Annotated in this window: 14 protein-coding genes, 1 tRNA gene, 3 pseudogenes and 1 riboswitch; all 18 genes and pseudogenes read left to right on the top strand. The window is 64.0% G+C overall.

From position 1 onward, the window contains the following. The first annotated feature begins 4 nt into the window (after nucleotides 1–4). Nucleotides 5–1,075, top strand: coding sequence for a phospho-N-acetylmuramoyl-pentapeptide-transferase (gene mraY / locus G6N82_RS12680; RefSeq protein WP_165196979.1), 1,071 nt, complete (start codon nucleotides 5–7; stop codon nucleotides 1,073–1,075). Nucleotides 1,076–1,082: 7 nt separating this feature from the next. Beyond that, a complete protein-coding gene (gene murD / locus G6N82_RS12685) occupies nucleotides 1,083–2,450 on the top strand; it encodes a UDP-N-acetylmuramoyl-L-alanine--D-glutamate ligase (protein WP_165196981.1) in 1,368 nt (455 codons plus the stop codon). Next, on the top strand, nucleotides 2,447–3,676 hold the full coding sequence (locus G6N82_RS12690) for a putative peptidoglycan glycosyltransferase FtsW (protein WP_165196983.1): 1,230 nt from the start codon (nucleotides 2,447–2,449) through the stop codon (nucleotides 3,674–3,676). The genes murD and G6N82_RS12690 overlap by 4 nt, the downstream gene beginning before the upstream one ends. Continuing rightward, entirely contained in the window at nucleotides 3,673–4,959 is a 1,287-nt protein-coding gene (gene murG, locus G6N82_RS12695) for an undecaprenyldiphospho-muramoylpentapeptide beta-N-acetylglucosaminyltransferase (RefSeq protein ID WP_165196985.1), read from the top strand. Before G6N82_RS12690 ends, murG begins: the two co-directional genes overlap by 4 nt. Beyond that, a complete protein-coding gene (murC, locus tag G6N82_RS12700; protein WP_165196987.1) occupies nucleotides 4,956–6,389 on the top strand; it encodes a UDP-N-acetylmuramate--L-alanine ligase in 1,434 nt (477 codons plus the stop codon). Before murG ends, murC begins: the two co-directional genes overlap by 4 nt. Further along, nucleotides 6,386–7,293, top strand: a pseudogene (gene murB, locus G6N82_RS12705) (UDP-N-acetylmuramate dehydrogenase). Before murC ends, murB begins: the two are co-directional and overlap by 4 nt. A gap of 10 nt (nucleotides 7,294–7,303) precedes the next feature. Then, nucleotides 7,304–8,290: a D-alanine--D-alanine ligase gene (locus G6N82_RS12710; protein ID WP_165196989.1), complete on the top strand. Its 987-nt coding sequence runs from the start codon at nucleotides 7,304–7,306 to the stop codon at nucleotides 8,288–8,290. Continuing rightward, entirely contained in the window at nucleotides 8,277–9,194 is a 918-nt protein-coding gene (locus G6N82_RS12715) for an FtsQ-type POTRA domain-containing protein (RefSeq protein ID WP_165196991.1), read from the top strand. The genes G6N82_RS12710 and G6N82_RS12715 overlap by 14 nt, the downstream gene beginning before the upstream one ends. Continuing rightward, nucleotides 9,194–10,475, top strand: a pseudogene (gene ftsA, locus G6N82_RS12720) (cell division protein FtsA). The gene G6N82_RS12715 and the pseudogene ftsA overlap by 1 nt, the downstream one beginning before the upstream one ends. A gap of 133 nt (nucleotides 10,476–10,608) precedes the next feature. Continuing rightward, nucleotides 10,609–12,252, top strand: a complete 1,644-nt coding sequence (gene ftsZ, locus G6N82_RS12725; RefSeq protein WP_165196993.1) for a cell division protein FtsZ — start codon at nucleotides 10,609–10,611, stop codon at nucleotides 12,250–12,252. 92 nt (nucleotides 12,253–12,344) lie between these two features. Continuing rightward, on the top strand, nucleotides 12,345–13,403 hold the full coding sequence (locus tag G6N82_RS12730; RefSeq protein ID WP_165196995.1) for a tetratricopeptide repeat protein: 1,059 nt from the start codon (nucleotides 12,345–12,347) through the stop codon (nucleotides 13,401–13,403). A 58-nt stretch (nucleotides 13,404–13,461) separates the two neighbouring features. Next, entirely contained in the window at nucleotides 13,462–13,734 is a 273-nt protein-coding gene (locus G6N82_RS12735) for an SPOR domain-containing protein (protein ID WP_165196997.1), read from the top strand. Between the two features lie 144 nt (nucleotides 13,735–13,878). Continuing rightward, nucleotides 13,879–14,385 (top strand): YbjN domain-containing protein, encoded by a 507-nt coding sequence (locus G6N82_RS12740; protein ID WP_165196999.1) that lies wholly within the window; start codon nucleotides 13,879–13,881, stop codon nucleotides 14,383–14,385. A gap of 29 nt (nucleotides 14,386–14,414) precedes the next feature. After that, complete coding sequence (locus G6N82_RS12745) at nucleotides 14,415–15,221, top strand: pyrroline-5-carboxylate reductase (RefSeq protein WP_165197001.1); 807 nt, start codon at nucleotides 14,415–14,417, stop codon at nucleotides 15,219–15,221. Nucleotides 15,222–15,352: 131 nt separating this feature from the next. After that, nucleotides 15,353–16,066, top strand: coding sequence for a Bax inhibitor-1/YccA family protein (locus G6N82_RS12750; protein WP_241255266.1), 714 nt, complete (start codon nucleotides 15,353–15,355; stop codon nucleotides 16,064–16,066). A 335-nt stretch (nucleotides 16,067–16,401) separates the two neighbouring features. After that, complete coding sequence (locus tag G6N82_RS12755) at nucleotides 16,402–16,980, top strand: hypothetical protein (protein ID WP_206520203.1); 579 nt, start codon at nucleotides 16,402–16,404, stop codon at nucleotides 16,978–16,980. A 162-nt stretch (nucleotides 16,981–17,142) separates the two neighbouring features. Then, nucleotides 17,143–17,218, top strand: a tRNA-Ala gene (locus G6N82_RS12760). 12 nt (nucleotides 17,219–17,230) lie between these two features. Further along, nucleotides 17,231–17,466, top strand: a riboswitch (cobalamin riboswitch). Between the two features lie 324 nt (nucleotides 17,467–17,790). Next, nucleotides 17,791–17,994 (top strand): annotated as a pseudogene (locus G6N82_RS15075) (TonB-dependent receptor plug domain-containing protein); the annotation flags it as partial. Nucleotides 17,995–18,612: the final 618 nt, after the last annotated feature.

An 18,612-nucleotide genomic window follows, 5' to 3' on the forward strand; every position in this document is an offset into this window, starting at 1 on the left:
TCGCATGCTCTACCTGATCGCCGAATGGCTGGGTTTCGAAGGCGTCCTCAACCTCATACGCTACCAGACCTTTCGCGCCGGTGCGACGCTGATCACGGCGCTGTTTTTCGGCCTGTTGATCGGCCCGCGCTTCATCAACCTTTTGCGCGTGCGCCAGGGGAAGGGGCAGCCGATCCGCGAGGATGGGCCGCAATCGCACCTGGCGAAGCGCGGCACGCCCACCATGGGCGGGCTGATGATCCTGGTGTCGCTCACCTTCTCGCTGCTCTTGTGGATGGACCTTTCCAATCCGCTGGTTTGGGCCTGTTTCGCGGTCACAATCGGTTTCGGGGTGATCGGTTTCCTCGACGACTATGACAAGGTATCCAAGGCGAGCCATCGCGGCGTTTCGGGCAAGGTCCGGCTGCTGCTGGAGTTCATCGTCGCGGGCGTGGCGTCGTGGATCATTGTTAGCCAGGTCAGCACCAATCTCTACGTGCCGTTCCTTAGCGGGGTGTCGATCCCGCTCGGGCCGTTCTATTTCCTGTTTGCGGCAACGATCATCGTCGGTTTCGGCAATGCCGTGAATTTGACTGACGGGCTGGACGGGCTGGCGATCATGCCGGTGATCATCGCTGCAGGTACCTTCGCGATCATCGCCTATCTTGTCGGGCGCGTCGACTTTTCTGCCTATCTCGGCATCCCGCATGTGCCGGGCGCGGGCGAACTGGCGATCTTCTGCGCGGCGATAATGGGAGCGGGGCTCGCCTTCCTGTGGTTCAACGCGCCCCCTGCTGCGGTGTTCATGGGCGACACCGGCTCACTCGCCCTTGGCGGCGCGCTCGGCGCGATTGCCGTTGCCAGCCATCACGAGATCGTGCTGCTGATCGTGGGCGGGTTGTTCGTGGTCGAAACCGCCAGCGTCATCATCCAGGTGTTCTGGTTCAAGCGCACCGGCAAGCGGGTGTTCCGCATGGCGCCGATCCACCACCATTTCGAACAACTCGGCTGGAGCGAAAGCAAGGTCGTGATCCGCTTCTGGATCATCGCGATCGTGCTGGCGATGGCGGGCCTTGCCACGCTGAAGCTGAGGTGACGCGCCGGTGATCACCGCCCAGGCCTTTTCCGGAAAGAGCTATGCGGTGCTTGGCCTCGCGCGCTCGGGCGCGGCGACGGTCGAGGCCTTGCTGGCAAGCGGCGCGCGGGTGGTCGCATGGGACCGGCAGGATGTCGCGCGCGCGCCCTTCGTGGGGCGCTGCGAACTGGCCGATCCGCTGGAAATGGATCTGACGGGCTTTGACGGCGTGGTGGTGTCACCTGGCGTGCCGCTCAACACGCACCCGATCAAGCCGCATGCGGAGAAATTCGGCGTGCCGGTGATCGGCGATATCGAACTGTTCGCGCAGGCTCGGCCAGAGCTGCCGCCGCACAAGGTGGTGGGGATTACCGGCACCAATGGCAAATCGACCACCACCGCGCTGGTGCACCATATCCTGAAGACCGCGGGCGTACCGACGACGATGGGCGGGAATATCGGCCTGCCGATCCTGGCGCAGGACCCGCTTCCAGAAGGCGGAGTTTATGTGCTCGAACTGTCGAGCTACCAGATCGACCTGACCTTCAGCCTCGATTGCGATGTCGCGGTGCTGCTCAACATCACACCCGATCATCTGGACCGGTATGATGGCAGCTTCGAGAAATATGCCGCGAGCAAGGCACGGTTGTTCGAGATGCAGTCCGCCCAAAGGTTAGCGGTCGTCGAATATGCGGCTGAAGCTGATCTTGATGTTCTGGATGGAGCGTCCGAACAGCTTTCGATCCAATTCATCGACAAGGTTGATCTGCCGAGCGGACAAAAGGACTGGCCGTCGTTACAAGGCCCGCATAATCTGCAAAATACTCAGGCCGCAGTGGTTGCTTGTCGTGCGCTTGGGCTGACCGACGTTGTCATCGGAGAAGGCCTCCGCACCTTCACTGGCCTGCCTCACCGCATGGAGCGCGTCGCCACCTACAACGGCGTGCTGTTCGTCAACGACAGCAAGGCGACGAACACCGACAGTGCTGCACCGGCACTGGCTGCGTTCCCGCCCGATCCGGCGATCAATAATGGCGCGCCGCGCATTCACTGGATCGTAGGCGGATTGCCCAAGGAAGACGGGCTCGGCGCAACCGAGGCACATCTCGCCAACGTCAAGGCCGCCTATACCATCGGCGAAGCCGGGCCGCGCTTTGCCGAACTGCTTGAAGGACGCGTGCCGGTCGATCGCAGCGAGATGGTCGATGCTGCAGTCCGCCGCGCCATGCGGGTTACGGTGCCCGGTGACGTGATCCTGCTCTCGCCCGCCTGCGCCAGCTTCGACCAATTCAAGGATTTCGAACGCCGCGGCGAGCATTTCCGCCAGATCGTCGCCGCGCTGACCGGCGCGAGCCAAGACAAGCAGGCGGCGATGGCGGCGGGAGACAACGCATGAGCACCGTCAAGCCCTATATCCCGCACCATCGCAGCCGCAGGCCCGGGCCGGGCAACCCCTTGCAGATCGACTGGCAAGCCGAGCTGCGCATCTGGTGGCGCGAACTGGACAAGGTGCTGCTGGGTCTCGTCCTCGTACTGATGCTGATTGGCACAGCAGGGGTCGCCGCCGGATCGCCGGCCAGTGCCTCGCGCCTGTCGACGGCCGAGGTCCAACTCAGCGAATTCCATTTCTTCCGCCAGCACATCGTGTGGCAGATGATCGGCCTCAGCGTGATGATCGGCGCATCCTTGCTGTCGCGCGAACGGGCGAGGCAGGCGGGCATTCTGCTCGCTTCGGGCATGCTGGTGATGCTGGCGCTGGTGCCGGTGATCGGTTTTGAGGTGAACGGCGCGAAGCGCTGGATCAACCTCGGCTTTTCGCTCCAGCCGTCCGAGTTCCTCAAGCCCGGCTTCGCGGTGCTGCTGGCGTGGATCCTCAGCCTGCGCCAGCGGGACCCTGAACTGCCGGTGCTGACCTTTGCCTCGGCGATCATGGCGCTGATCGCGCTGTTCCTGATGCTTCAGCCAAACCTCGGCGATACCATGCTATTCGCCGGGATCTGGTTCGTGCTGGTATTGCTGTCAGGCATCAGCGTGCAGCGGCTGAGCGTGCTGGTAGGCGTCGGCATCGTCGGCCTGACGGCAGCCTATTTCCTCTATGACAACGCCCGCCACCGGATCGATTCCTTCCTGGGCGGCGGCACCGCCTTCGACCAGGTCGATCTGGCGCAGCGTACGCTTCTGGCTGGCGGCTGGACGGGGACGGGGCTATGGCTGGGCGTTCGCAAGATGAACCTGCCTGAAGCTCATACGGACTATATCTTTTCAGTAATCGGCGAGGAATTCGGCCTGTTGACCTGCGCCATCATCGTGGTGCTTTACCTGGCGCTGATCTGGCGCGTGCTGGTGCGGCTGGTGGATGAGGAAAACCTGTTTGCCGTGCTGGCAGGCACTGGCCTGGTCGCAGCGATCGGCGGGCAGGCCTTCATCAACATCCTTGTCAATTTGCAGCTGTTCCCGTCCAAGGGTATGACGCTGCCGCTGGTCAGCTATGGCGGTTCATCCACGATCGCCACCTGCCTGACGGTTGGCCTGTTGCTGGCAATTACCCGCCGCAATCCATTCCTGCGGCGCCAGACCCCGGGGCTCAAGGCGCTGCTCGAACGCAAGGACGATGCCGCATGAACGGCCAGACCCGCACCGGCGCCAGCCGCCACTATGTGCTTGCCGCAGGGGGCACTGGCGGCCATCTGATCCCGGCATTTGCGCTGGCGACCGAGCTTGACCGGCGCGGCCACCACGTCGCGCTGATCACCGATGAACGGGGCGCCTCGATCCCCGGCAAGCCCGATTTCCTGCCTGCGCATGTCATCCCTGCCGGCCGCTTCGGCAAGAACCCGCTCCGCTGGATTGGAGGGATCAGGTCCGTGCTCGAAGGGCGGGCCATGGCCCACCGCCTGTTTGACAGCTTCGCGCCAAGCGCGGTGGTCGGCTTTGGCGGTTATCCCGCGTTTCCGGCCATGCTTGCCGCTACCGGCGCTGGCATTCCCACAGTGATCCATGAACAGAACGCGGTGCTGGGCCGCGTCAACCGCCTGCTGGCCGGACGGGTGGATGCGATTGCGACCGCCTATCTCGAAGTCGAGCGGCTCAAGCACAAGCATATCGACAAGGTGCATGTGGTCGGCAACCCTGTGCGGCCCGAAGTGCTGGCGCTGCGCGATGAGGATTATCCGCCGTTTACCGAGGACGGGCTGCTCAAGGTGCTGGTGACCGGCGGCAGCCAGGGCGCTCGGGTGCTTTCCGAAGTGGTGCCCGATGGCCTGGCGATGTTGCCTCCTGCGCTGCGCCAGCGGCTGCAAGTGACGCAGCAATGCCGCGCGGAAGACCTCGACCGGGTGCGCGAACGCTATCGCGCGCATGATATCCCAGCAGAGCTCGGCACCTATTTCGAGGACATGGAGGCGCGGCTTGCCGATTGCCACCTGTTCATCGGGCGGGCGGGCGCGTCGACCATTGCCGAGCTGACCGCAGTCGGCCGCCCGGCGATCCTGATCCCGCTGCCGATCGCGACCGATGACCACCAGGCCGCGAACACCCGCGAAATGGTGAAGGCAGGCGGGGCGCGGATGATCCGCCAGCCGGCGGTGACGGTGAAGGAAGTCACAGGCTGGGATGACAAGGACAATCGCGAGCGCGTGGCCCAGTCCGACGCCTTCCAGAAACTGTCGAAGGATATCTCGCTGCAGATCCAGGCCATGGCAATGGCGCCGCAGACGCTCGCCAATGCCGCCCATGCCGCTTGGAACTGCGGCCGCCCGCATGCCGCGCGCGACCTGGCCGACCTGGTCGAGAGCTTTGGCGGGGTCGATCTGATGGATGTGATTCGCGTGAGCGGAGACGCACGCGAGCGTGCAGGAGAGGGTGCGCGCACGGCAGGTGCTGCCAATCGGGACCGCGCCGAATGAAGGGCGTCGGGACTGATATCGGGACGATCCATTTCGTCGGCATCGGCGGGATCGGCATGTCCGGCATCGCCGAGGTGATGCACAACCTTGGCTACAAGGTGCAGGGCTCGGACATTTCCGAAGGGCCCAGCGTCGAACGGCTGCGGGCACGCGGGATCGAAGTGATGGTTGGCCATGCGCGCGAGAATGTGGACGGCGCGGCCGTTGTCGTAACCTCAACCGCTGTGCGCCGCACCAACCCCGAAGTGGCCGCAGCGCTGGAAAACCGCATCCCCGTGGTTCGCCGTGCGGAGATGCTGGCCGAGCTGATGCGCCTGAAGTCGACCGTCGCGGTTGCCGGCACGCATGGCAAGACCACCACCACCAGCATGATCGCCGCGCTGCTCGACCGCGGCGGGATCGATCCCACGGTGATCAATGGCGGGATCATCGAGCAGTATGGCTCGAATGCGCGGCTGGGCGCGTCGGACTGGATGGTGGTCGAGGCCGACGAAAGCGATGGCAGCTTCCTGCGGCTCGACGGCACGATCGCGGTCGTAACCAATATCGATCCCGAGCATCTCGATCACTACGGCGATTTCGACGGTGTGAAGCGCGCCTTCGTGGAATTCATCCACAACGTGCCGTTCTATGGCGCGGCGGTGCTGTGCATCGACCACCCCGAAGTGCAGGCGGTGATCGGCCAGGTGCGTGACCGCAAGGTGGTAACCTATGGCTTCTCGCTCCAGGCCGACATCTGCGGGGTAAACATTCGCCCAGATGCGGGCGGCAATGTGTTCGACGTCATGGTTCGCCAGCGCGGAGAGGAAGATCGCCGGATCGAAGGCGTGCGCTTGCCGATGCCCGGTCGCCACAATGTCCAGAACGCACTGGCGGCGATTGCCGTCGCGATCGAGATGGGCTGCGATGATGAGGTGATCCGCCAAGGCTTTGGCGCATTCGGCGGAGTGCGGCGGCGCTTCACCAAGGTTGGCGAGGTGGCCGGCGCGACCGTTATTGACGATTACGCTCATCACCCGGTCGAAATCCAGGCCGTGCTGGCCGCCGCGCGCGAGGCCGTCGGTGGCGAAAATGGCGGACGCGTGATTGCGGTCGCCCAGCCGCACCGCTTTACCCGCCTGCGTGATTTGATGGACGAGTTCCAGAGCTGCTTTAACGACGCTGACCAGGTCTACGTGACGCCGGTCTACACCGCTGGCGAAGACCCGATCGAAGGCATCAATGCCGAAGCGCTGGTGGCCGGACTGAAATCGCGCGGGCATCGCGCCGCCGCGACCGTCGCAGACCAGCAGGAACTGGCGCAGGTGCTGGCAGGCACTCTTTCTGCGGGCGATATCGTGGTCTGCCTGGGGGCGGGCGATATCACCAAATGGGCTGCCGGGCTCGCACCGGCGATTGGCAATGCGATTGCTGGGGCGCAGTCGGAATGAAGCTGGATAATCTACCTGAAGTACGCGGCAAACTGAGCAGCGATGCGCCGCTTGCCAAGCTGGTCTGGTTCAAGGCCGGCGGACGGGCCGACTGGCTGTTCGAACCCGCTGACCTGGCGGATTTGCAGCAATTCCTGCGGGCGCTGGGCGGCAGCGTGCCGGTGATGCCGCTGGGGCTGGGATCGAACCTGATCGTGCGCGATGGCGGTGTGCCGGGCGTGGTCGTGCGGCTGGGCAAGGCCTTTGCCGGAGTGGAAGTCCTCGAAGGCAATCGGCTGGAATGCGGCGGCGGGGCGAGCGGTATTTTGGTCTCCTCGACCGCGCGCGACGCCGGGATTGCCGGGCTGGAATTCCTGCGCGGGATCCGGGCACCGTCGGCGGCTTCGTGAAGATGAACGGCGGCGCCTATGGCCGCGAAGTCTCCTCGATCCTGATCGATTGCGATGTGGTGATGCCCACCGGTGAGCTGGTGACATTGCCGGCCTCGGCGCTCAAATACACCTATCGCCATTCCGACTTGCCGGAAGGCGCGATTGTGGTCGCCGCGCGGTTCGAAGGCGCGCCCGGAGAGCCTGCCGCCATCGGTGCGGAAATGGACCGGATTGCCGCCGCGCGCGAAGCTTCGCAACCGCTCCGCACCAAGACCGGCGGATCGACCTTCAAGAACCCCGACCCGCATGTTGCGGGCGGGCGCAAGGCGTGGGAACTGGTCGATGCGGCCGGTTGCCGCGGGCTGATGGTGGGCGGCGCGCAGGTGAGCGAGAAACACACCAACTTCCTGATCAACACCGGCGAAGCGACCAGTAGCGAGATCGAAGCGCTGGGCGAGGAAGTGCGCCGCCGCGTGCGCGACATGTCGGGCGTAGAGCTCGAATGGGAAATCCAGCGGGTGGGGCGGCAGTGAGCGGAGCGACATGACCGGCCTTCCCAAACTTCACGTTGCAGTCCTGATGGGCGGCTGGGCCAACGAGCGGGAAGTCTCGCTGACCAGTGGCAAGGGCGTGGCCGATGCGCTGGAATCGCGCGGCCATCGCGTGACACGTATCGACATGGACCGGCAAGTTGCGGCCCGGCTGGCCGCAGCTGCGCCCGATGTCGTGTTCAATGCGCTGCACGGGGTACCGGGCGAGGATGGCAGCGTGCAGGGCATGCTCGACCTGATGGGGATACCCTATACCCACTCGGGCCTGGCGACTTCGGTGATCGCAATCGACAAGCAGCTGACCAAGCTGGTGCTGCAGCCGCACGGCGTGCCGTTTCCGGGCGGGCGGATCGTGAAGAGTGCGGAGATTTTCGAGCGCGACCCGCTCCCCCGGCCCTATGTGCTGAAACCGGTCAATGAAGGCTCCTCGGTCGGCGTCGCGATCGTCACCGATGACAGCAATTACGGCAATCCGATCGCCCGCAATGCGATCGGGCCGTGGCAGGATTTCGTCGAATTGCTGGCGGAACCGTTCATCAAGGGGCGCGAACTGACCGCCGGGGTGCTCGACACGGCGGAGGGGGCGCTTGCACTGGGCGTCACCGAACTGGTGATCGAAAGCGGCTTTTACGATTACGAGCACAAATATACCGATGGGCGAACGGTGCATGTGTGCCCGGCGCAGATCCCGCCGCAGATCGCCGCGCTCTGCGAACATTACGCCCTGACCGCCCACCGTGTCCTCGGCTGTCGCGGGGTGAGCCGCACCGATTTCCGCTGGGATGACGAACTGGGGGAAGACGGGCTGTTCGTGCTGGAAACCAACACCCAGCCGGGCATGACGCCTTTGAGCCTTGTGCCTGAGCAGGGACGCAATGCCGGCATGGATTACGCCGACGTGGTCGAAGCGATCGTGGCGGATGCCTTGCGGCGCTACGCCCCGGACAAGCTCGCAGGGGGCGGCGATGGCCACGATTAGACGCTCTGCCAAAGGCGTGCGGCGCGTTGCGCAGGCCAATGACCGCGCCAGCAAGGCCCGCAAGGCGCGCAGCACCACCAACCGGGTGATCGACTGGCTGATGGGGCTGCTGCCCTTCACCGAAGAACAGCTGCAGCGGATTTTCCTGGGCATCATCATTTTTGCCGCCTTGGCACTGGCTTGGCTGATCGCCAGCCTCGCGGGTGTACCTGCGCTGCTGCAGGCAGAGATGGCGCATCTGGCCTCGCGCGCGGGCTTTGAGGTGCGCCATGTGCGCGTGTCCGGCGTCGAACGGATGAATGAGGATCGCGTGTATGAGCGTGTGCTGGGCGAGCGTGACCGGCCAATGCCGCAGGTCGATCTGGAGGCGATCCGCGCCGACTTGCTTGAGTTGCCGTGGGTGAAGGATGCGCGGGTCTCGCGCCAGCTGCCCGGCACGTTAGCGATCGATATCGTCGAACGCGAACCGCATGCCGTGCTGCAGAAACCTGACCGGTTCATGCTGGTCGATGTCGAGGGCAATGAACTGGAGGCGGTCAGCCGCGCGGCGATCGGGGATCGCCTGCTGATTTCCGGCCCGGGCGCCGCGCGGCAGGTTGCCGCGCTCGAACGCCTGCTCGATGCCGCCCCGGCTCTGCGGCCGCAGGTGCGTGGTGCGGAATGGGTCGGCAACCGGCGCTGGAACCTGACTTTCGGGACACGGCAGGTGTTGGCGCTGCCGCAAGGCGAAGACGAAGCCGCCGCAGCGCTGGTTTCCTTCGCCCGACTCGACGGGCAGAACCGCCTGCTGGGCGGTGAAGTGGCGACCTTCGACATGCGCGCGCCGCCGCGCCTCTACATGCGCATCCCGGGCCGGGCAGACGCTGTGCTGAACGGCTCTGCAAAAACGGAAGAGACCAACTGATGGCTGCCACTCGCTTCATCCGCTATTTTGGCGCCGTCAATATCGGTTCGTTCCGGATCTCGGCGATGATCATGGGGCTGACCGAAAGCGGCGAGTTGCAGGTACTGGGTTCGGGCCACCGCGCCTCCAACGGGATCAAGCGCGGCTATGTCACCGACATGGCAGCTGCAACCTATGCCATTCGCGACGCGGTCGAACGCGCCGAAAAGAACGCCGGCACCAGTGTGCAAAGCGTGTGGGTCGGTTGCGCCGGGGCGGGGCTGGCGAGCCAGGTTGCCAAGGTGGAAATCGATATCGGCGGGCGCCGGATCGAAGAAGAGGATATCGAACACCTGCTGATCGCCGCGCGCGACACGATCCAGCCTGACGGGCGGATGGTGCTGCATGCCCAGCCAGCGCATTACACGCTCGATGGCGCACATGGGGTTGCTAACCCCAAGGGACTGCACGCCGAACGGCTGGGGGTCGATATCCACGTGATGCTGGCCGATGGGGCGCCGGTGCGCAACCTGACCGAGGCGGTGCAGAATGCGCATCTGGACGTCGAGGCAGTGGTCGCGGCGCCGCTCGCTGCGGGCTATGCATGTCTCAGCGAGGAAGAGCGCGAGCTGGGTGTGGCGCTGGTCGAAATCGGCGGGGAAGTGACCAACGTAGCGGTCTATGCCGGCGGCATGCTGCTGGGCCTCAAGGCGCTGCCTTACGGTTCGGGCGACATCAGCGATGCCATCGCGTCGGCCTTCGGCATTCGCAAGTTCCAGGCCGAGCGGCTGAAGTGCGTCTCGGGTTCGGCGATCGCCAGCCCGACTGACCATCGCGAGATGATCCCGGTTAACGGTCCGGGCGACGACCAGGCGGGCCCGGTGGCGCGCGGCGCGGATGACAAAAACCGCATCGCCAGGGCAGAGCTGGTGTCGATCGTGACGCAGCATCTTTCCGGCCTGACCGACGAGATCGGTCGCGCGCTCAAGTCGATGGGCTTTACCGGTATACGCGGCGGGCAAGTGGTGATGACCGGCGGTGGTGCCGAACTGGCCGGGCTGGCGGAATTCGCGCAGGGCGCGCTGGGCATGCCGGTCCGGATCGGCCGCCCCCCCGCGCTCACCGGCTTGCCCGAAGCGCATGCGACGCCCGGATTCGCGACGCTGGCGGGGCTTTGCCTCTATGCTGCGGATGATCCGATCGACATCCGCTTCGATCGGCGAAACGCGCGCGCCCATCACGCGCTTGGGTGGGGTTCTGGGCCTGGATCGGCTGTGGCGCGCGTTGCGAGAGAGTTTTTGAAGGAAAAAGGTGCTATCAGCCGTGCCTTAACCACTGTGGATAAGGGTTATTGCGCTATCAAACGTATAGCAGCTTTGTGCCACATAGGCGCTAATGGTTAATAGGGCCGAGGTGTGCCCGGAGGATCTACGTCATGAGCATCAATATCGGACCGGCAACGAGCGACGATCTTAAGCCCCGGATCACCGTAGTCGGGATCGGCGGCGCGGGCGGCAATGCGATCGCCAACATGATCGACGCGCAGATCGAAGGCGTCGACTTCATCGTTGCCAACACCGATGCGCAGGCACTCAGCATGTCGCAGGCGCCGACCAAGATCCAGCTTGGGCCGGAGATCACCGGCGGCCTGGGTGCTGGCGCCCGCCCTGAAGTGGGCAAGGCGGCTGCAGAAGAAACCGTCGCCGAAATCGAGGACGCGCTCGAAGGCGTGAACATGGTGTTCATCGCGGCCGGCATGGGCGGCGGCACTGGCACGGGTGCGGCTCCGGTGATTGCCGAGGCTGCCCGGCGCAAGGGTGTGCTGACCGTTGGCGTGGTGACCAAGCCGTTCCTGTTCGAAGGATCGCGCCGCATGCGTGCTGCCGATGCCGGTATCGAAGAACTGCAGAAGCACGTCGATACGCTGATCGTGATCCCCAACCAGAACCTGTTCCTGATCGCCAAGGCGGAAACCACCTTCAAGGAAGCGTTCCAGCTGGCAGACGAAGTGCTGCAGCAGGGCGTGCGCTCGATCACTGATCTGATGGTTATGCCGGGCCTGATCAACCTCGACTTTGCCGACGTGCGTTCGGTGATGAGCGAGATGGGCAAGGCGATGATGGGCACGGGCGAGGGCGAGGGTGAAAGCCGCGCGCTCGAAGCGGCGGAACGCGCAATTGCCAACCCGCTGCTCGATGGCGTGTCGATGCAGGGCGCAAAGGGCGTCATCATTTCGATCATCGGCGGCGAAGACATGAAGCTGCTCGAAGTCGATGAGGCGGCGAACCACATCCGCGAACTGGTGGATGAAGACGCCAACATCATCTGGGGTTCGGCCTTCAATCCCGACCTCGAAGGCAAAATCCGCGTATCGGTCGTCGCCACCGGTATTGACCAGCATGCCGTGCAGCGCGCGCCTGAAAGTGCACCGATTTCGCTTGGCATGGGCCGTGCGCCCAAGCGCCCCGTGCTGGAACTGCCCGAAGAAACCGCCGCGCCGGAAATGCCCGCGCCCGAACCGGTCGAAGAAGAGCCCTTCGAGCTGGCGATGGATGCAGCCGAGCCCGTCGAGGAAATCTACGAGCCCGAGGCCGAGCTCGACGATGAGCCGGCTGGTGAGCCGTTTGACCTGAGCGGGATGCAGCTTGGCGACGAGATGGGCGAAGACGAGGAAGACGATGACGTTGATGGTATCGTCGATCCGCTCGCAGGTCTGCGCAATGATGACGATGACGGCTATGGTGAATTTGGCGGTGGCGGTCAGGGCTATGGCAGCGAACCGAGCGACGAACCAATGGATCTCACCGAAGAGGCCGGAAGTGGCACTGGTGCTGCGGAACCTGCAGCCAGCGATGACGCTGCGCAGCCAGGGGGCAGGCGCGCCTCGATCCTGGGCGGCGGTGGAGCCGGCGGCGCGGCAGCGGGCGCTGCGGCAAGTGGCGGCAGCACCCTGTTCGAACGCATGGCCAACCTCTCTCGCGGGGTGGAACGGCCCGAGGATGAGGACGAGGATGAAGACGATGCAGGTGGTTCATCGCTCAGCATCCCGCGGTTCCTGGGGCGCCAGAATAACCAGTAATCGGCCCAGACTGCGCGGTTTGTCGTAGAATTTCCCGCAGTTCGGCTCACTCGGGCTGGCGCGGGGCGATCTCCTGATCTCTTAGCGCCGGTATGACGCTCATGCGATTCCCTTGGTCACCATCAATCGGTGCGTCGCTTCTGTTTGCGCTGATCTGTGTTCCTGCTGCGAGCGCCCAGCAATCTGCGGCGCCTGCCACCTCGCGCGAGGTGGTCCAGGCCTTGCCAACGCCGGAAGTCGAGCGATTGCGGGTGGCGCTGCAGCGACTGGCAGGCAATCCGCAGGATCTTGCAGCGCTGGTCGAGGCTGGCGAGGCGTCGCTGGGTGTGGAAGATCTCGATGCCGCGTTGGGCTTTTTCGGCAGGGCTCTGGAACTGTCACCATCCGATGCAAGGGCCAAGCTGGGCATGGCTTCGGTCTATTTGCGCTCCCAACGCCCGATCCAGGCGCTGCAGATGTTTTCCGAGGCGGAACAGGCAGGTGTCTCGCTGGAGGCGTTCCTGGGCGACTGGGGGCTGGCGCAGGACCTGGTTGGCAACAACGCCTTGGCCCAGCAAAGCTATCGCAAGGTGCTGGAAACCCGCCCTGACGAGACGGTGCGCCGCCGGTTGGCAATCAGCCTTGCCATTTCCGGCGACCGCGCCGGGTTCGAAGCGGCGTTGCTGCCCCTGCTCGAGCGGAAGGATCTCGCCGCCTATCGCGCGCGCTCATTCGGCCTGGCGATTCTGGGTGATACCGAGACGGCCGGCGCGCTGGCGAACCAGTTGATGCCCGCGGATCTTGCCAGCCGGATGGCGCCCTACCTTGCCTATATGCCGCGGCTGACCAAGGCGCAGCAGGCTGCCGCTGCCAATCTTGGCATATTCCCGCGCGCGGCAGAGATCGGTCGTGACGATCCCCGCCTGGCGGGATTTGCGACGTCGGGGAACCGGACGGCGACGCAGGCCGGCAACCGCCTTGCGCCGCGCGGGGGCGCCGCTGGGCCAGTCGACGCCTCGTCCTGCCAGAGATGCTGCGCCGGCGCCCAGCGAGAGCCGCCTGGCACAGGTCAGCCGCGAACAATCGGTTCCCAAGCCCAGCGTATCGGAAGCTTTCAACGGACTGGCCGATCCGGTCGCTCCCCGGGCTGCAGCGCGCCCCGGCGCGGTTGACGTCACCGCCATTTCGATCCCGCGCGAAGCCCGGCCCAAGCCGGCCGAGCCAGTGCGCGTGGCGCACCCCAGCCGCCACTGGGTGCAGGTTGCGACCGGGCGTGACCTTGATGCGCTGAAGTTTGACTGGCGCCGGCTGACGCGCCGTGTGCCTGACCTGCTCGGTAAGCAGAAGCCCCATGTCGCCAGCTGGGGGCGTGCCACACGCTTGCTCGCCGGTCCTTTCCGGAACGAGGGCGACGCACGTGACCTGGCCAGTGCGCTGCGGGCCGAAGGGCTCGACAGCTTTACTTTCACAAGCGGTGATGGCGAAGAAGTATCTGAATTATAAAATAAAAGCCTTCATTCACAGCTTTCTTTGCACAGGCTTTGAACAAGCGAGTGCGGTTCTCCCCAGCAGGCTCGCATACAACCATTGCCTTTCCCCCTTTGCCCAAGGCAATCAGCAGCCGATGCAAAGCAAGAAAGCCCCCGCATGAGACCCCGCGAAGTCGATTATGACGCGTCGGACGATGCCGCACCGGTAGAGATGCTGGCGGCGCTGTTCGAGGCGCGCGGCTGGGCGTTCGAGATCACCAGCGAGAGTGAGCTGGCCGGTGAGGTGCAGGGCAGCTGGGCCAAATACCAGATCAAGGCGATCTGGCGCGGCGATGACAATGTCCTGCAATTGCTATGCCTGCCGGACATCCGCGTGGCCGATGACAAGCGCAAGCAGGCCTATGAATTGCTTGCGCTGGTCAATGAACAGATGTGGCTGGGCCATTTCGACATCTGGTCGAACGGAAATGTGCTGCTTTATCGCCACGGCGCGCTGCTGGGCGATGAAGGCCTGCTCAGCATCGACCAGGCGCAAGCGTTGGTTGAAACCGCGATCGACGAATGCGACCGGTTCTATCCGGCGTTCCAGTTTGTGCTGTGGGGCGACAAGAGCCCGCGAACTGCGCTTGAAAGCGCCCTTGTGGATGCCGCGGGCGAGGCCTAGTTCAATCGCCTCAGCAACGGGGCGAAGACATGATTGGAAAACTCCTCATCATCGGCTGCGGCAATATGGGCGGGGCGATGCTGGCTGGCTGGCTGGCAGCAGGTGAGGACCCTGCTAGATTCGCAGTGCTCGATCCGGCGCTGCCCGAAGCGCCGCAGGGGGTGACGCTCCACCGTACGCCGCCTGAGGGCGCAACCCATGATGCGGTCCTGCTGGGCTTCAAGCCGCAGCAACTTGCAAACCTTGCGCCCGGGCTGCAATCGCTGACCGGTACAGGGGTCACAGTCTATTCGCTGCTGGCGGGCATTGATTGCGCGATGCTGGCAGAGGCCTTTCCCTCAGCGGATGCGCATGTGCGCGTGATGCCCAACCTCGCCGCGCGAATAGGCAAGTCGCCGGTGATCCTGGCGCAATCGGGCCTGAGTGCAGCCCAGCGAAGTTCTGCACAGGCTCTGTTCGCCAAGCTCGGGACAGCGCTGTGGCTGGAAGACGAGGCGCAGTTTGACCTGGTGACCGCACTGGCGGGATCGGGTCCGGGCTTCGTCTATCGCTTTATCGATGCCCTGGCGGCGGCGACAGAGGAATTGGGGCTGGAGCGGACACTGGCGGACGAATTGGCGCTGGCGATGGTCGAGGGGGCAAGCGCCTTGGCCGCGGGTGCGGACGTAAGCCCCGGCGAACTTGCTGACCGGGTCGCCAGCCCGGGCGGGATGACGCGCGAAGGCCTGAATGTGCTAGATGCCAATAACGCATTGAAATCGCTGTTAACTACCACATTGCAGGCAACTGCGGCGAAAGGTGCCGAATTGGGCCGGGCGGCACGCGCAAAGGGTTAAGCAGTTGCACGCTTTGCAAGCCGGTTTTGCTTGAAAATCAGCACCCGTGTTGCGATATTGCAGCTACCGGCTTGTCGTCGCTCGGCGCCGGAATGGAGTTTGCAATGACTGATTTCAACGAAACCCAGCGCATGCGGCAGCAGGAGCAGGGCTTCGCCGGCGCTTCGGTGCCGCGCACCGGCGTCACTTTTGATGCCGGCCTGCGCAAGCACATGCTGTCGATCTACAATTACATGACCTCGGGCATCCTGCTCACCGGCATCGTCGCACTGCTGACGGCGCAGTCGGGGCTGGTTTACAGCTTCGCGGGCGGCCCGCTGATGTGGCTGGTCGCGCTTTCGCCGCTGGCGATCGTATTCGCCATGAGCTTTGGCGCGAACCGCTTCAGCAAGGGCACGCTGCAGATGATGTTCTGGGGCTTTGCCACGCTGATGGGCTTGTCGATGTCGACCATTTTCCTGGTCTTCACCGGCGGTTCGATCGCGGCGACCTTCTTCGCCACCGCAGCGGCTTTTGCTGGCTTGAGCCTCTATGGCTACACCACGCAAAAGGACCTCAGCGGCTGGGGCAGCTTCCTGATCATGGGTGTGGTTGGCTTGATTATTGCCAGCCTGCTTAACCTGTGGCTGCAGTCGCCCGCGCTGATGTGGGCGGTCAGCTTCATCGGTGTGCTGATCTTTGCGGGCCTTACCGCCTATGACACACAGCGCCTGAAGCGCGAATATGCCTATTATCGCGGCACGGAATTCGCCGGCAAGGCGATCATTCTTGGCGCACTCAGCCTGTATCTGGACTTCATCAACATGTTCCAGTTCCTGCTGCAGTTCATGGGCCAGCGCGAGTAATCGCCAAGCGCCCGGTCGCACGCACGACTCGTTTCACCGATGCCCGAGGCGCCCAATGCGTCTCGGGCATTTTCTTTACCTCAAAGTGGGTATATTCCCGCCCGGTTAACCCTCGGGATTCAGCCCGCGTTAGTGATGCGCTGGCTAGCTTTCCGGAGAACCGCAACCAAAGGGCAGGGTAAATCATGGGTCGAGGAATTTTCGCAAAGGTAAGATTGGCGGCTGTTGTCGCCGGCACTGCGGTACTTGCTGCTTGCGGAGCGAGCGCTCCGCCGCCGCCGCCAGTGGCGGTCGCTCCGCCGCCGCCACCCGCGATTGTCATTCCGCCGCGTCCGATGCCGCCCGCGGGCGCCTTTGCCACCATGGCAATCCCGCATATGTCCGCGCAGGGCGTTCGCCAGACAGTCAATGCCGGGATCAGTCAGGACCAGGCAATCTGGAACTTGCGGTCGGGCCTCAACGTGGCAGCGCTGAATTGCCTGCGCGCCGAGCACGCTGCGCTGGTCGAGAATTATCGCACCTTCCTTAAGCGGCACACTCGCCAGCTGGCAGCGACCAATAACGCGCTGACCAAGGAGTTCCGTAACAAGCACGGTCGTTCCTATCGCGACCAACAGGACGCCTATATGACGCGCGTCTATAACTACTTCGCGCTGCCGCCGGTTCTTCCCGAGTTCTGCGAAGTGGCGCACCAGTTGAGCTTTGAAGCGGCGCAGGCGAAGCCCGGCGAATTGAACGTGTTCGCACAGCAGGCGCTGCCGCGGATGGAAGCCGTCTACGAAAAGTTCTTCAGCGCCTATGAGCAATATCGGGTCGATCTTGCGGCCTGGGATGCGCGTTATGGTGGCGGCGGTTCGCGTACGATGGATGCAACTTACGGCGCATCCACCAACATGGTTGCCGGGTCAAACTGACCCAATAGAGTTCGGTACCACGATGCAGGCAGGCGGTATTCCTTCGGGGATGCCGCCTGTTTTGCGTTGGAGGTGAGCGCATGGTTTTGCTTTACAGCCGCCGCGCGCATTCGCTATTTGCGCGCCCTCAGCGAAGCCCGTTTTCGCTGCACAAACCTGAACGGGGCCGTAGCTCAGTTGGGAGAGCGCGTCGTTCGCAATGACGAGGTCAGCGGTTCGATCCCGCTCGGCTCCACCAGGTATCCCTATCCAACTCCTTGATCATTCAGGCGCTGCTGCGTAAATGGGATCTGCGTTTCGGTAACGGGAACGCGGTGCGGGGGATGTTCCTCCAATCCCGCGGCTGTCCCTGCAACTGTAAGCGGCGAGCAGCTTGCTCATGCGCCTGTCGAAAGGTGCGCCCACTGGGCCGGGTCGGCCTGGGAAGGGGGAACAAGCCGCGCTGACCCGCGAGCCAGGAGACCGACCGGGGCGCGTCGCTCTTTGCCTGGCTCAGGGATTGGCCCGGCGCGGAAAAAACTTTCGTTTTGAGCGACAGGGTTGGGCCTTGCGGATGTTTTCCGTGGGGCTGTGTCGCTTTGGACGGGAGTTATTGTGAATATGCGAAGTTGGATTTGCGGCGCAGCGGTTGCCGCTGTGGCTTGGAGCGCGCCAGTGATGGCGCAGGACGCCAGCGAAGAGGAGTACATCGAGGACCAGGTTGTGCTGGTGGGGATGCGCATTTCGCCGATCATCGTGTCGGCCAGCCGGGGCGAGTGGGTCAGACTCGACGATTACGCCGTATCGCTTTCAATCATCACCGATGATGACATGGACGCTCGCCAGGTACGCGACGTTGCCGATGTGCTGCGCGATGTGCCGGGTGTGGCGGTCAGCAGTGTTGCAGGGCAAACGCAGCTGCGCCTGCGTGGCAGCGAAGCCAATCATGTCCTGGTGCTAGTCGACGGGATCGAAGTGTCCGATCCCTTCGCGGGCGAATTCGACATCGGCACGCTGCAGGCCGAAATCGGATCGCGGATCGAAGTGCTGCGCGGGCCGCAATCCGCGCTCTATGGCTCGGACGCGATCGGCGGCATGATCGCTTATGACAGCAGGTGCATTGATGGATTTTCCACACGGCTGGAGGGCGGCACAAACGATACCATCAACGCCGCAGCGCGGCTCGGGACAAGTGGCGAGGGCTGGCAGGCTTCGCTCTCCGGCGTGGTCGTCAGCACCGATGGCGAACCCAATGCGCGGGGCGGATCGCGCGATATCGGGCGCGACAGCTACACGCTGTCAGGCAAAGGCTCGGCGGAGGTCGCCCCGGATTTTGAATTGCGTGCCGTCGGGCGCTTTGTGAGGACCGAGGGCGATTTCAACGATAGTGATTTTGATCCGACCAGACCAACGTTCGGCTTCGTCATCGATAGCCCGGACACACGATTCACGAACGATGCCATCTACGCCCTGGTCGGTGCGCGCCTTGCAACCCTTAATGGTTCCTGGACGCACGATCTCTCCGGCCAAATCGCCGATATTGCCCGCGACACTTTCGGTCCGTTCGGCCGCACATCCGGCAGCGATGGCGACCGGCTCAAGGCGTCCTATGTCAGCGCGGCGAAGCTGGAAGAGCTTCACTACCTCACCTTC

Source organism: Altererythrobacter sp. BO-6 (assembly GCF_011047315.1).
Classification (GTDB): Bacteria; Pseudomonadota; Alphaproteobacteria; order Sphingomonadales; family Sphingomonadaceae; genus Erythrobacter.